Genomic DNA, 13928 nt, shown 5'->3' with positions numbered 1-13928 from the left:
GGGATATATACATGACATTACCAATTATTGTTGCACCGATGTTTTTAATCTCGACACCACAAATGGTGATTGCGTCCGCCAAGGCAGGGATGGTCGGAACATTTCCACTACTGAATGCACGACCTGTTGAGGCGTGTGCGAAATGGTTAACACAAATTAAAGAGGCATTACCGACAGAGCCTTGGGGTGTGAATTTTATTTGCCATGAGCGCGAAAATGCACGTTATGCGGAAGACTTAGCACTTATTCGGGAGTATGAGCCCCCAATTGTGATTACATCACTTGGTAATCCATCGCCGGTTGTGGACATTGTGCATGCATATGGTGGCAAAGTTTATACCGATGTCATTTATGTAAAGCATGCGAAAAAAGCGGCTCAAGCTGGCGTTGATGGGTTAGTGCTTGTTTGTGCTGGAGCGGGTGGTCATGGTGGTACATTGAATCCATTTGCATTTGTTGCAGAAGTACGTAAATTTTTCACGGGCACGATTTGTTTATCAGGTACGATTTCAAGCGGGCAAGATATTGCGGCAGCACAATTAATAGGCGCTGATTACGCTTATATTGGTACGCGCTTTATGACGGCGGCTGAAAGTAATACATCAGAGGAATTAAAAGACATGCTCATTACGAGTGAGATTGAGGATGTACTGTATACGGATGCATTTAGTGGCGTACATGCGAACTATTTAATTCCATCAATTGTACAAGCGGGCATTGACCCGAAAACATTAACGTCAAAAGGGAAGCTGGATTTTTCAGGCATGACCGATGCGAAAGCGTGGAAAGATATTTGGTCAGCAGGACAAGGTATTGGGAATGTCACGAAGCGTCAAACGATTGCAGAAATCGCCCAGCAATTACAACAAGAGTATGACGAGGCCATTGCACGTATTGCGAAGTTACATGTCGAAGCGTAACATTCACGAACATAAAGAGGCTGAGACAAAACAAAGTGTTAGGAGAAATCTCGTCATTTCTCCTAACACTTTTCTGCTTTCGTCGTCGTAAATTTTCGAGCAGGCTTTTCTGCGGTACGGCTCGAGCCTGTAGTCTCTCGCTCGTACTGTTCCGCTAGAAGTCCGCTCTTCATTTAACGACGACGTATCAAATATATATCATCGAACATCGTTGGGATTGATTTGAATTACCCTTCTGTCCCAGCCTCCTTTTTATGATTGTCGCATAAATTTTTGGGTAAGTTTATTGAAACGACGCGGCTCATTACCAGAGCCAATTAGCAGTTTCTTCTGTAATTTATCCTCTTGATAAATCCATCCTGTGTAAGAAGTTACGACTTCTGCATCGTCGTTTACGTGTGCAACTGCGACGAATGGATAGCGTTCGTTACTGCGATAACGTAAATCAATAAGACGTACTTCGGTCAAGCCATTTTCAAGTTCTGAAATATCCCAGCGATAAATGGACGAGAACGATGTGAACGCTTGTAAATTTGCATCGGCAAGTGCCGCCTTTGTAATGGGTGTTTGCGGCAATGTCTCAATCGGAAACTTGTCATAAATTGTGACAGAGCGACCATACGCACGTCCGACATAATAATGTGTTTTTGAACGTGCGGCAATTCGCCAATACCAAAAGCGCATCGTAGGAGCGACGATAATAAATTCTTCATCTTGTAATGTATGGGCAACAGCGCTCTTAATTGCATTTTGCACCGCAAAGCGTACAATATAATAGCCAATAATAATGACGTACATGACACTAAACGTTACAATAGGGTTTGCGCCTAAAAGCCATGCAAGAATGCCGAGGCAATGTGCTGTAAAAATGAACGGGTCGAATGTATTGATGACACCAAGGGCTACCCATTGTTTCGAGAACGGGCGAAGTGCTTGTGTGCCGTAAGCGTTAAAAATATCAACAAAGACATGTAAAAAAACAGCTAAGAATGTCCAAAGCCAAAGATGTAACCAATTGGCGTCCGGTAAAAATAATAAGAGCACCGCCGTAATCGCGATAGGCCAAAGAATAACGGCTGGCACAGAATGTGTGATGCCGCGATGATTGCGAATATAAACGGCATTATTGCGAAGCTTTAACACCGTGTCGATGTCGGGAGCTTGAGAACCAAGCATGACACCGGCTACGATAGCTGTGTATGTGACAGGGTCAGCTGTAACAGGGTCAGCAAGTGCGAGACCACTGAGCGCAATGCCCATGACAACGTGAGTACCAGTATCCAACAAAATCAACTCCCTTACTAAAGGTCGAACGGATAAACGATATATCTTTAGTGTACTTTTTTTAGATCGAAAAGAAAAGAATGTTATAGAGGTGAACGTATGCAATATCCATATATTGAACAGTTCCGCCATGCGCTTGTCACATGGTTTGAACGAGAGCAACGAGATTTACCATGGCGTCACACAAAGGACCCTTATAAAATTTGGGTATCAGAAGTGATGCTTCAACAAACGCGTGTAGATACGGTGATACCATACTATACCCGTTTTTTAGAGATTTTTCCGACGATGGAGCAATTAGCGCAAGCAGATGAAGACGTTTTATTGAAGCAATGGGAAGGGTTAGGCTACTATTCGCGCGCGCGTAACTTACAAGCAGGCGTACGTGAGGTTGTCGAACAATACGATGGTGTTGTCCCGAATACACGTGAGGAAATTTCGAAGTTAAAAGGGGTCGGCCCGTATACAGCAGGCGCAGTACTCAGCATTGCCTACGGTGTGCCAGAGCATGCGGTAGATGGCAATGTCATGCGTGTTCTTAGCCGTGTGCTAAATATTCACGAAGATATTGCTGTGCCAAAAACAAAGAAAACATTTGAAGCGGCAGTGGATATGTTAATTGACCATGAGAATGCTTCTTCATTTAACCAAGGCTTAATGGAGCTAGGTGCATTAATTTGTACGCCAACGTCACCGAAATGTTTACTGTGTCCTGTGCGAGATTATTGCATTGCGTTTGAAGAAGGCGAGCCGGAAAAGCTACCGGTCAAAACGAAAAAAGTAAAAACGAAGCCACTTTATTATGATGTATTTGTATTGCGTGATGAGGCTGGGCGTTACAAATTAGAACAACGCGCATCAAGTGGATTGCTAGCGAATATGTGGCAGTTTGTCATGGTCGAGCGTGGGGAAGGTGTATTTACGCCACAAATCGTTGAGCAAACAGAAGCGGCACAAATTGTGACGCAAGACCATTTGATGAGCTTTAAGCATGTCTTTTCACATTTAGTGTGGCATATGGATGTTTATATTGCTGATGTGAAAGGGGAGCATCCAGCGTGGTACGATGCTGAACAAATTGAAAAGCTCCCGATGCCTGTGCCAATGTTGAAGATTTGGCATGCGTTGCCACGGTAGAAAGTTTTATAAAATAGTGTTTCACTCTACACCTTTGAGGTTGACATTGTTATAATAAAGAAGATTACTATATAAACGTGTAAGACGAAAAGGTGGGCTTTCATATGGCAGTACCAGTAGAGGGCGAAACAATACAAATCCACAGTTATAAACATAATGGTCGTATCCACCGCGTCTGGCAAGAAACAATGGTTTTAAAAGGGACAAAAAACATCGTCATCGGTGCAAATGAACGCACACTCGTAACGGAATCCGACGGGAGAACGTGGTTAACACGAGAACCATCCATTTGTTATTTCCATGCCGAGCATTGGTTTAACATTATTTGTATGCTGCGTAGTGACGGCGTGTACTACTATTGCAATATTAGTTCGCCTTTTGTGTTCGATAATCATGCATTGAAGTATATTGATTATGATTTAGATGTCAAAGTATTCCCTGATATGAGCTATACTCTGTTAGATGAGGATGAGTACGAGCAACACCGTAAAGAAATGGCATATCCAGAAGTAATCGACAAGATTTTAAAGCGTAATGTCGATAAATTAATTAGTTGGATTCATCAGCGTAGAGGACCATTTGCGCCAGATTTCATTACTGCCTGGACAAGCCGCTATCAATTATTGCGTGAAATTCATGCGCAAGAGTAAAAGCCGAGCACTGTTCAAAACAGCTTTGTTTTGAATGGTGCTCCTTTTTGTCGTTTTGCCGAGCAAGTTATTCGATTTTTAGTACAAAAAGTGAGATAATTAACCCTTGTGTGAAAAAAATAAAAAATGAGGGTGATTGATTGGGAAGTATTAAACGTTATATGCGATTTGTAAGTCCGTACTGGGGTTTACTAACAATAACAATGTTTATCGGAATTTTGAAGTTTGCGATTCCGTTGTTTACACCGCTACTCATTCAAATTATTATCGATGATATTATCGGGGGCACGATGTCTGTCGAGGAGAAGACAACACAGCTTGCGTACTGGATTGGTGGAACGATTATTTTATTCTTTATTATTCGTCCGCCAGTAGAATACTATCGCCAATACTTTGCGCAAAATATATCAAACAATATTTTATTTGATATTCGCCAAGAAATTTATGGGCATTTACAAAAATTAAGTATGAAATATTATGCTAATACACGTGCTGGAGAAGTAATTTCACGTGTGATTAATGACGTGGAACAAACGAAAAACTTCGTCATGATTGGCTTAATGAATATGTGGCTTGATTTGGCAACGATTTTAATTGCCATTGCGATTATGTTAACGATGAATGTGAAGCTGACGATTGTGGCGTTAATTACACTACCACTCTATGCATTTAGTGTGAAATATTTCTTTAGTAAATTACGTGATTTAACACGTAAGCGTTCGCAAGCATTAGCGGGTGTTCAAAGTTACTTGCATGAACGTGTCAGTGGCATGAGTATTATTAAGAGCTTTACACTTGAACGCCACGAGCAAGGCATTTTTGATGAAACGAATAACGAGTTTAAAGATAAATCGCTCGACCATTCACGCTGGAACGCCAAATCATTTGCAGTGGTAAATACGATTACTGATATTGCACCACTACTTGTCATTGCGTATGCAGGCTATGAAGTGATTCAAGGGAATTTAACAATCGGTACAATGGCAGCGTTTATTGTGTATATTGAACGACTATATTCACCGCTGCGCCGTTTAATGAGCTCGTCAACAACATTAACACAATCCATTGCGTCAATGGACCGTATGTTTGAGTTAATGGATGAAGAATATGACATTCAAGATGCTAAAGATGCACAAGTACTTCCAGCATTACAAGGAAAGGTAGTATTCCGTAATGTAACGTTCAAGTACGAAGAAAATGGGCAAACGATTTTAAATAATATTAACTTCACGATTGAGCCAGGAAAAACGGTCGCATTTGTTGGGATGAGTGGTGGCGGTAAGTCAACGATTGTTAGTTTAATTCCGCGCTTTTACGATGTATCAAGTGGTGCGGTAGAAATTGATGATGTAGACGTGCGTCAAGCAACAATTGCGTCATTACGCTCGCAAGTGGGTATCGTGCTACAAGACAATATTTTATTTAGTGACTCTGTGCGCCAAAATATTTTAATGGGGAATCCAAATGCAACGGACGAGGAGCTTATCGCAGCTGCGAAAGCCGCCAATGCACATGATTTCATTATGAGTTTACCAGAAGGTTATGACACAAAAGTTGGAGAGCGTGGCGTCAAACTATCAGGTGGTCAAAAACAACGTGTGGCAATCGCGCGCGTGTTCTTAAAAAATCCACCGGTGCTTATTTTAGATGAAGCGACATCTGCACTTGATTTAGAAAGTGAAGCGCTGATTCAAGATTCGCTTGAGCGTTTAGCACATGACCGTACAACGATTATGATTGCGCACCGTCTATCAACAATTACACATGCCGATACAATTTTTGTGATTGACCATGGGCAAGTGAAGGAAAGTGGTACGCACGCAGAACTAATGGCGAAGCAAGGCGCGTATTATGATTTATTCCAAATTCAACATTTAGATTAATGAAAAGACTCCGTCGATATGTCGACGGAGTCTTTTTTTATGCTAATTTGTCTGGTAATGTATCCAACTGAGTAATACGGTATAAGAAAATCACCATCACCGCTAAATAAATGCTTACAGCTGGTGCAAACCAAATATGTCCGGCAAGCGTTGATACAGCCATCGCTAGTAAAAATGCGAATAATGCATACAGTACTTTACCGCGCGTTGGGCCTGATGTTTGGAATATTGCTTTTACAATTGTCGTTAAGAATAAGCCGATAACTAGTAGTAAATAAACCGTTCCGACAATCCCGTACGAGAATAAGTAATCGAATAAATCCATCTCGATGATTTTCACATCGACATCATCATAATAATCACCTGCATAGCCTAAACCAAATAGCTTACGCATCATATGTGCGCGTTCGTAATCTTCGTATGTTTCAATCGCGTAAATATCACGAGACGATACGATTTTTGTAATGATTGGATTAGCTTTTTCACGTAAACGCACAACCTCAGCAATACGCGCTACATCATCTGCTTCATAGTAAAGCTCTGGTGTTTCGTATTTTTGGTTACGTGCTTCTTGTTGTTCTTCAGCCATTTCACTATTTTGTGCAGCAGGAACGCCGTTGAAGAATAGGAATGAGAAGATGAACGGAATAACTAAAAAGATAGCATTCCATTTTTTTACGTTTTTCATACGGAATAAGAAAATCGCTAAAGTAAATAACACAGCGATGACTAAAATCGCACCGATTGCTACTTTTGTGCCGACATAGAAACTAGACCATGTAATTAAAAATACTGCGATTAATGGTAAAATCACATTTTTGCGGAAGAACAATGTATACACCGCAAAGAAATACGTAAACATTAAAATGGCACTTACTTCATTCCCTGAAGAATAGAAGCCAAGACTTCCTTTTAGCCCGTGGTCGTAACTATCAAACGAGAAGTTTAACCATGTCGGTACTAAAATAAATGCCGAAATAACGATACCGTTAATCATAATGACATTCGAAAAGCGACGAATATCTTCCTTCGAACGAATTAAGTAAAATAACGCCACTATTAAAACGACTGGATACAGTGTTTTCACAATAAATGTGATTTCACTGCCTAAACTTGCGCCTTCTTTAAATAATAGTGTCGCGATGAACTGCATACCAGCGATAAACGCAATTGCGCCAACATGGAACATCCAAAATCGATCTTTATTAGATAATACTTCTTTGAACACAAATAACATGAAGCCTAGCATCACGAGCGTACGAACGATAATACCAAGTGACATATTAATGCCAAATGTGTTCATTAGCAGGTTTGTTAGCACATCAAGTACTGGTTGAAGTAATAAAAAGACCAAAAAAATAGGTACTAACTTATTACGAGTAAGCATGTGAAATCTCCTTGACTAAAAATATAGGTGTTCGTATTTTATACCAGCTATTAGTATAGAATAACCGTCGTTAAATAAAAAGCAAAACTATAGACAGTAACCACACTATTATAGCAAACAATTCTTTATATAGACGACATGAAATAAAAAGAGGTTCAAAAGATTTGTGAAAAAAGCATAAAAAAACTGTACCGATAAAACATGTCCGGTACAGCAAGGCATCCCTTAATAAAAATCTTGTTCCAAGTCGATATTTTTTTCGATACCGTGATAGCTTCGATACGAAACAATAAGCGTATCTAAATGCTCTAAGTTTTCTTCATAATCTAAAATACGCGATAAAATATAAAGAAGATGATAGCTTGAAAATTCCTCTTCCTCAATATTTTCACGAGATAAAATAATTTGATTAATAAATTCTTCCATCACTTCATTGCCGCGCAAATATTCCTCTTCTCGCGTCCATTTGGAATGCTCTGGCTTTAACTTGCCCGTAAACTTTAATAACAACTGCTCATGATAGGTTAATAAAGAATCGAGCCTTGTTTGAATCAGTAAATTAAATTGGTCTGGTAATGACGATAATTCGTTTTCATGCTTATGCAAGCGATGTAGCAGTTCTAAACTTTTACGAGTTGTCGTAATCATTTGGCGGTAAACGACGAGCTTACGTGCTTTGACAAATTTTTTATTGCGAACGTAGTTACGTTCTTCCTTATACAAATCATAAAGTGTTGCCACTTCAGAAACACGGTTATCGAGTTTCGTTAATGCCTTTTTTGTCGATGTATGTTCGGATGCTTGACGTACAGCGAGGCGGGTCCAACGAATGATATCATCTTGCAGCACATAAATATTCTTGAATAATTTTACTTCATAGCGCGGTGGCAGGAAAATTAAATTAACGATAAAGGCGGCAAATACACCAATCATCACCGTGCCAAAACGAATAAGGGCAAACATTAAAAAGTCATCACCTTGAATTTCCATGATGGCGATTAATGTAACAAGTGCTAATGAAATCGCTTTGTCTAACTTTAGCTTAATCATAATGCTAATCACGATAATTGCTGCAATACCGATAGCTACAAGCTGATGGCCAAACATAAGCCCGAAAATAACGGCAATAATCGCTCCAATTAAATTGCCTTGAATTTGTTCTAAAATCGTTAAATAGGAGCGGTAAATCGAAGGCTGAATCGCAAATACAGCAGCAATCCCCGCAAAGACAGGCGCAGGTGCATTCAGCATTTGCGCCACAAATAATGCAAGCACAATGGCGACACCCGTTTTTAAAACGCGAGCCCCTACTTTCATAGTACAACCTCACCTTCATATGTGTGTAGTGCATCCACTGTAAACGATAAATAGAACGAGCGTCAACTGAAAAAAGAGATGTTTAAATGGGACGTTAAAAAAAGAAGCAAGAGCGACAAAAATGCCGCCCGTGCTTCTTGACTACGGATGTGTGAAATTACAGTTGTGAGAAAGCGTACTCAGCTGCTTCAATTGTTTCTAAAATATCAGCTTCCGTATGCTCTGTTGTTAAGAACCATGCTTCATAGCGTGATGGTGCTAAGTTAATACCACGTTCAAGCATTAATTTAAAGAAGCGGCCAAATTTTTCACCGTCTGTATTTTCAGCTTGCTTATAGTTTTCAACGATTTGCCCAGCTTGCTCAACAAAGTAAACAGCTAACGCCCCTTTTAAACGGTTCACCGTGACAGGTACATTGTATTTTGCAGCTGCTTCTACTAAGCCTTTTTCAAGAATTGCACCAAGACGATCCATTTCCTCATAAATACCTTCTTGTGCTAACACTTCTAAGCACGCAATACCCGCTTGCATACTTGCTGGGTTACCAGCCATTGTACCTGCTTGATATGCAGGTCCTAAAGGTGCAACGGTTTCCATAATTTCTTGTTTACCACCGTACGCGCCGATTGGTAAGCCACCGCCGATAACTTTCCCAAGCGCTGTTAAATCTGGTTCGAAGCCAAGTAATGTTTGTGCACCGCCGTAGTGGAAGCGGAATGCGGTAATCACTTCATCATAAATAACTAATGAGCCTTTTTCTTTTGCTACATCATGTACCACTTTTAAGAAACCTGGATTCGGTTCAACAATACCGAAGTTCCCAACGATTGGTTCTACTAAAATGCCGGCGATTTGCCCATCCCATTTATCCATTGCCGCAATGTATGCTTCTGGATCGTTGAACGGTACAGTAATGACTTCAATCGCCACTGATTCTGGAACACCTGCTGAGTCAGGAGAGCCAAGCGTTGCAGGACCAGAGCCAGCTGCTACAAGTACTTGGTCGAAGTGTCCATGGTAACAGCCTTCAAATTTCATAATTTTTGTGCGCCCTGTATATGCACGTGCTACACGTACTGTCGTCATAACAGCTTCAGTACCTGAGTTGTTAAAGCGCACTTTATCCATTGAAGGGAATGCATCTTTTAACATTTTGGCAAATTTCACTTCATGCTTTGTCGGTGTGCCAAATAATGTGCCCGTTTCTGCAGCGTGAGCAATCGCTTTTGCGATATGCGGATGACCGTGTCCCGTTACAATCGGACCGTATGCAGCTAAATAGTCAATATAGCGGTTACCGTCGATATCGTAAAAGTACGCACCTTTCCCGTAATCCATCGCAACGGGTGCACCGCCGCCAACTGCTTTGTACGAACGAGATGGGCTGTTTACGCCACCAACGATATGTTCAAGTGCTTCCTTGTGTAATGCTTCTGATTTTGAATGGTTCATAAATACCTCCGTCAAACTTTCAGGACATATGTAGTCTCTGGTTATTTTCTTTATTGTAGACCTAATTGAAAAGTTATGCCAAAGAAATTGCTGAATCAAGCGCAGTCGGGTACGATATTAGAAAGACTGGAGGGATTTACAGTGGAATTATTACATAAAGAAGCGCCAAATTTTACATTGCGTAATGAACAAGGTGAAGATGTATCGTTATCCGATTATCGTGGCAAATATGTCGTGCTTTATTTTTATCCGAAAGATGCAACACCAGGTTGTACAACAGAGGCATGTGATTTCCGTGACGCGTATGAAGATTTTTCGGCATTGAATGCAGTCATTTTAGGTGTAAGTCCAGATGATGAGAAGAGGCACACGAAATTTATTGATAAACACGGTTTACCTTTTTCATTATTAGTAGATAGTGAACATACAGTAGCTGAACAGTATGGTGTATGGGTACTGAAAAAAATGTATGGACGTGAATATATGGGTATTGAGCGTTCTACTTTTTTAATTGATGAAGAAGGAAAAGTAATAGGCGAGTGGCGAAAAGTAAAAGTGAAAGGTCACATTGCAGACGTATTATCGACTTTACAACAATAAGGAGTGTTTCACTATGCACGTTTATGTTTCATTTTTTATTCGACCCGACTTACGAGAGCCTTTAATGGCGGATTTTCCAAATGCGACATTTACATTTGCACCGCATGATGTAAATGAAGAAGCATTAGCAACGGCAAATGTATTATTAACATATGGTGAAGATGTAACGGAGGACATGCTTGAAAAAGCGCCTCAGTTGCAATGGATTTTCGTTGCATCGGCAGGCATCGAAAAGTTACCAGCACAAGCAATTGTAGAACGTAATATTATTGTTTCGAATGTACGAGGGATTCATAAAAAACCTATGGCTGAATCAATTATCGGCCATATTTTAGCATTAAAACGTGCCATTCCTTGGATGTATGAGCAGAAGAAAAAAGGCGAGTGGAGTCAAGATGTACGCCAAGAAGAGTTAAATGGTAGTACTGCACTTATCTTAGGTCCAGGTGCAATTGGCGGCGAAATCGGACGTATTTTACAAAAGTTCGATGTGACAACGATTGGCTGTAATCGCTCAGGCGAACGTGCCAAGTATATGGATGAAACAATTACATTTGAAAAGCTAAAAGATTATTTGCCAAATGCAGATATCGTGCTATCACTGCTTCCAAAAACAAAGGAAACAGACCGACTGTTTTCATATGACCATTTTGTCAGCATGAAAGAAACGGCAATCTTCATGAATTTTGGTCGCAGCAATATTGTGGAAGAAAGCGTACTAATCGGTGCGTTGAAGGAAGGACAAATTGCCTCGGTCGTATTGGATGTATTTGACGAAGAACCATTATCAAAAGATAGTGAACTTTGGACATTAGATGGAGTTGTTATTTCGCCACATATTTCAAGTCGTTCATCACGCTATGTAGAGCGTAGCTTAGCTATTTTCAAGCCGAGCTTACGTAAATTTATGCAAGGATACCGCAATTTAGAGAATATTGTGGACTTAAAACGAGGATATTAATTGATAATACTATGCACAAATGTTGACAGATGGCGCTTTCATTTTATACACTAATTATAACTATTATAAACTAATAATGACTATTTAATGAAAGTAGGTGCATGGCGATGTCAGAATTGCATTTAAAAGATGCGCTCGATACGTTGAAAAGTACAGGTGTTCGCATTACGCCTCAACGTCATGCGATTTTGGAATTCTTAATTCAATCAATGACTCATCCTACAGCTGACGATATTTATAAAGCACTCGAAGGGAAATTCCCAAATATGAGTGTAGCGACGGTATATAACAATTTACGCGTATTCCGTGAAGCGGGCTTAGTGAAAGAATTAACATATGGTGATTCTTCAAGTCGATTCGATTTTGTTTTAGGTGCAACAGATCACTATCACATGATTTGCGAAGATTGTGGGACGATTGTTGATTTCCATTATCCAGGACTGGACGAGGTGGAGCATTTTGCAGCACACGTTACAGGTTTCAAAGTAAATATGCACCGTATGGAAATTTACGGTGTGTGCCCATCTTGCCAAGGTTCGGCAATGAAAGCACAATAAAAAATGCGCACAGGCAATTTGCCTGTGCGTTTTTTTATGTGCGTACTTTTTTATTGTAGCTTTCGTCAAAATCTTTTCCTTCTAGCGTTGGATCAAGTGTCAGTGGTTCATTACAATACATACACATATCAACTCGCCCAAGCATTTTCGTATGTTTTTGACAGCTAGGACATTCAATGACAATGGCTTTTGTCGAGAGTAAACCAATCCACACATAAACGGCGGTACTCGCGAAAATACATAGCACGCCAAGTGACATAAAGATGAGTACAAGCCATGGATTGTTTTTAAAGAAAATCCCTCCGTACATGACGACAAAGCCGATGAAAATGAGTGATAATGCAAACGAGCGAATCTTGTTGATTTTGCTTGAATATTTCTTCATTATGTACGCCTCCTTGTCCTTTCTTTAACTATAGCGTATCAATCACCGAAAAAATAGCTTCATTATGATGTAGAACGTAAATAAAAATCATTCGCCGATACATAGCAGGAATTTTGTTAAGAATGTCGAAAACTATACGAGACAATAGCAACAAATCAATTTATAATGCTAACAGTAAATTTGATTATATAAAGGGGGAGTCGGTGTGGAACACGTGCTGCGTCCGATTTATCAGGAACGAGCTAGTCACCCAGAAACATTAGGAATCATTTTAGTTGATAAAAAAATAAACGAATCGAATATAACGGATACGTTTGATAAAGTGCTATTAATTATCGTGAGTGAAGCGGAGCAACAAATGCTGACGAAGCATTACGTTTTCAATGACCAAAAAGCGGTCATGCATACAATTACAGAGAAGCAATTACGAAAATGGTTATTAATTGGCTCGCACCGTCGTTTAGTCGATTGGTTATTCCACGGGAAAGTAATCTTTGATCGCAATGAGTTTCTACATACACTTAAGTTCGAGTTGCAATCGTTCCCACTTGCTGGGCGCAAAATTAAAACGGGCATTCAATTCGCGATGTTAATTCGTCGCTATATTGAAGGGAAAGAACTATTCGAACAAAAGAAATATTTGGACGCGTACTTACCAGTTGTTGATTCACTGCATCATTTAGCACGACTCTCGGTCATCGATAGTGGGATGTATCCAGAAGTAACGGTTTGGTCGCAAGTGAAAAAGATAGAGCCTGCAATTTATAAATTATATGAAGAATTGATGCTAAGCGATGAACCGATTGATAAGCGTTTAGAATTATTGTTTTTAGCAAGCGAGTTTATGATTCATTCACGAACAGCGGATGGCGCTGTACATATATTAGAAGTAATGAGTGCCCGAAGCTCATGGACGATTCAAGAATTACATGAACACGAGGAGCTGAGCATTTATTCAAAGGATTTAGAAGTGTTCATCGAGTACTTAGTCGAGAAAGGCTTTATCGAGATGGAACCGGTAGCTTCTAAAAATGATGTGATTTTCCATCGCCATTATAAAGTGAAATAATGTATAATGTAATGTAGGTGATTTTTCCGTTGAGAAATTTCCTATATTACGTTTTCTTTTAGAAGAAATGTTATTCAATTCATAATATTATTTCTTTTAGAAATGGAAAACTTTTTTATGAAATCTGTTGACGAAACAGCAAATAGTCTTTAATATAAAGCTTGTCGCTAATAAGTGATGGCAAAATTAACGACTGAAACGAACGAAAAAGTTTTTTTGAAAAAGTACTTGACGCTCGAAAGTAAGGATGTTAAAGTATAAGAAGTCGCTGATAACACAGCGCAACATGAACCTTGAAAACTGAACAACAAACGTTGATGAAACA

At 39.8% G+C, this 13928-nt stretch carries 13 protein-coding genes; 8 read left to right on the top strand and 5 right to left on the bottom strand.

The window, feature by feature from the left end; all coding sequences use genetic code 11:
• The first annotated feature begins 11 nt into the window (after nt 1-11).
• A complete protein-coding gene (locus A6M13_RS06465) occupies nt 12-920 on the top strand; it encodes an NAD(P)H-dependent flavin oxidoreductase (protein WP_066544028.1) in 909 nt (302 codons plus the stop codon).
• 252 nt (nt 921-1172) lie between these two features.
• Here A6M13_RS06465 and A6M13_RS06460 read toward each other — a convergent pair whose 3' ends face one another.
• The gene (locus tag A6M13_RS06460) at nt 1173-2204 is read right to left on the bottom strand and encodes a metal-dependent hydrolase (protein WP_066544025.1); all 1032 of its coding nucleotides are present in this window, start codon (nt 2202-2204) and stop codon (nt 1173-1175) included.
• A 99-nt stretch (nt 2205-2303) separates the two neighbouring features.
• Between A6M13_RS06460 and mutY the strand changes: the two genes are divergently transcribed.
• From mutY to A6M13_RS06445, 3 genes are all read left to right on the top strand, one after another.
• The gene (gene mutY, locus A6M13_RS06455; RefSeq protein ID WP_066544022.1) at nt 2304-3341 is read left to right on the top strand and encodes an A/G-specific adenine glycosylase; all 1038 of its coding nucleotides are present in this window, start codon (nt 2304-2306) and stop codon (nt 3339-3341) included.
• Nucleotides 3342-3445: 104 nt separating this feature from the next.
• Nucleotides 3446-3991: a nucleoside tri-diphosphate phosphatase gene (ntdP, locus tag A6M13_RS06450; RefSeq protein WP_066544015.1), complete on the top strand. Its 546-nt coding sequence runs from the start codon at nt 3446-3448 to the stop codon at nt 3989-3991.
• A gap of 140 nt (nt 3992-4131) precedes the next feature.
• Nucleotides 4132-5874 (top strand): ABC transporter ATP-binding protein, encoded by a 1743-nt coding sequence (locus A6M13_RS06445; RefSeq protein WP_066544013.1) that lies wholly within the window; start codon nt 4132-4134, stop codon nt 5872-5874.
• A 37-nt stretch (nt 5875-5911) separates the two neighbouring features.
• Here the strand turns inward: A6M13_RS06445 and A6M13_RS06440 are convergent, their stop codons facing one another.
• The 3 genes from A6M13_RS06440 to A6M13_RS06430 all read right to left on the bottom strand — a co-directional run bounded on the left by A6M13_RS06440 (nt 5912) and on the right by A6M13_RS06430 (nt 10031).
• Nucleotides 5912-7261: an O-antigen ligase family protein gene (locus tag A6M13_RS06440; protein ID WP_066544012.1), complete on the bottom strand. Its 1350-nt coding sequence runs from the start codon at nt 7259-7261 to the stop codon at nt 5912-5914.
• A 225-nt stretch (nt 7262-7486) separates the two neighbouring features.
• On the bottom strand, nt 7487-8578 hold the full coding sequence (locus tag A6M13_RS06435; RefSeq protein ID WP_066544010.1) for an FUSC family protein: 1092 nt from the start codon (nt 8576-8578) through the stop codon (nt 7487-7489).
• A 157-nt stretch (nt 8579-8735) separates the two neighbouring features.
• Complete coding sequence (locus A6M13_RS06430; protein ID WP_066544007.1) at nt 8736-10031, bottom strand: glutamate-1-semialdehyde 2,1-aminomutase; 1296 nt, start codon at nt 10029-10031, stop codon at nt 8736-8738.
• Nucleotides 10032-10172: 141 nt separating this feature from the next.
• Here A6M13_RS06430 and bcp point away from each other — a divergent pair, with 141 nt between their 5' ends.
• The 3 genes from bcp (at nt 10173) to perR (ending at nt 12149) form a co-directional block, all read left to right on the top strand.
• On the top strand, nt 10173-10631 hold the full coding sequence (gene bcp, locus A6M13_RS06425; RefSeq protein ID WP_066544005.1) for a thioredoxin-dependent thiol peroxidase: 459 nt from the start codon (nt 10173-10175) through the stop codon (nt 10629-10631).
• A 13-nt stretch (nt 10632-10644) separates the two neighbouring features.
• Entirely contained in the window at nt 10645-11592 is a 948-nt protein-coding gene (locus tag A6M13_RS06420) for a D-2-hydroxyacid dehydrogenase (RefSeq protein WP_066544004.1), read from the top strand.
• A 107-nt stretch (nt 11593-11699) separates the two neighbouring features.
• Nucleotides 11700-12149 (top strand): peroxide-responsive transcriptional repressor PerR, encoded by a 450-nt coding sequence (perR, locus tag A6M13_RS06415; protein ID WP_066544003.1) that lies wholly within the window; start codon nt 11700-11702, stop codon nt 12147-12149.
• Between the two features lie 34 nt (nt 12150-12183).
• Here the strand turns inward: perR and A6M13_RS06410 are convergent, their stop codons facing one another.
• Nucleotides 12184-12534 carry a YgzB family protein gene (locus A6M13_RS06410; RefSeq protein ID WP_066544002.1) on the bottom strand — a complete coding sequence of 117 codons (351 nt, stop codon included), beginning with the start codon at nt 12532-12534 and terminating at the stop codon, nt 12184-12186.
• Nucleotides 12535-12739: 205 nt separating this feature from the next.
• On the opposite strand from A6M13_RS06410, the gene A6M13_RS06405 reads away from it, so the two are divergent.
• Nucleotides 12740-13603 carry a nucleotidyltransferase-like protein gene (locus A6M13_RS06405; protein WP_066544001.1) on the top strand — a complete coding sequence of 288 codons (864 nt, stop codon included), beginning with the start codon at nt 12740-12742 and terminating at the stop codon, nt 13601-13603.
• Nucleotides 13604-13928 lie beyond the last annotated feature (325 nt).

Origin of the sequence: Caryophanon tenue, from assembly GCF_001700315.1 — a bacterium.
Lineage (GTDB): Bacteria > Bacillota > Bacilli > Bacillales_A > Planococcaceae > Caryophanon > Caryophanon tenue.
This window is presented reverse-complemented; position numbering and strand designations above follow the sequence as displayed.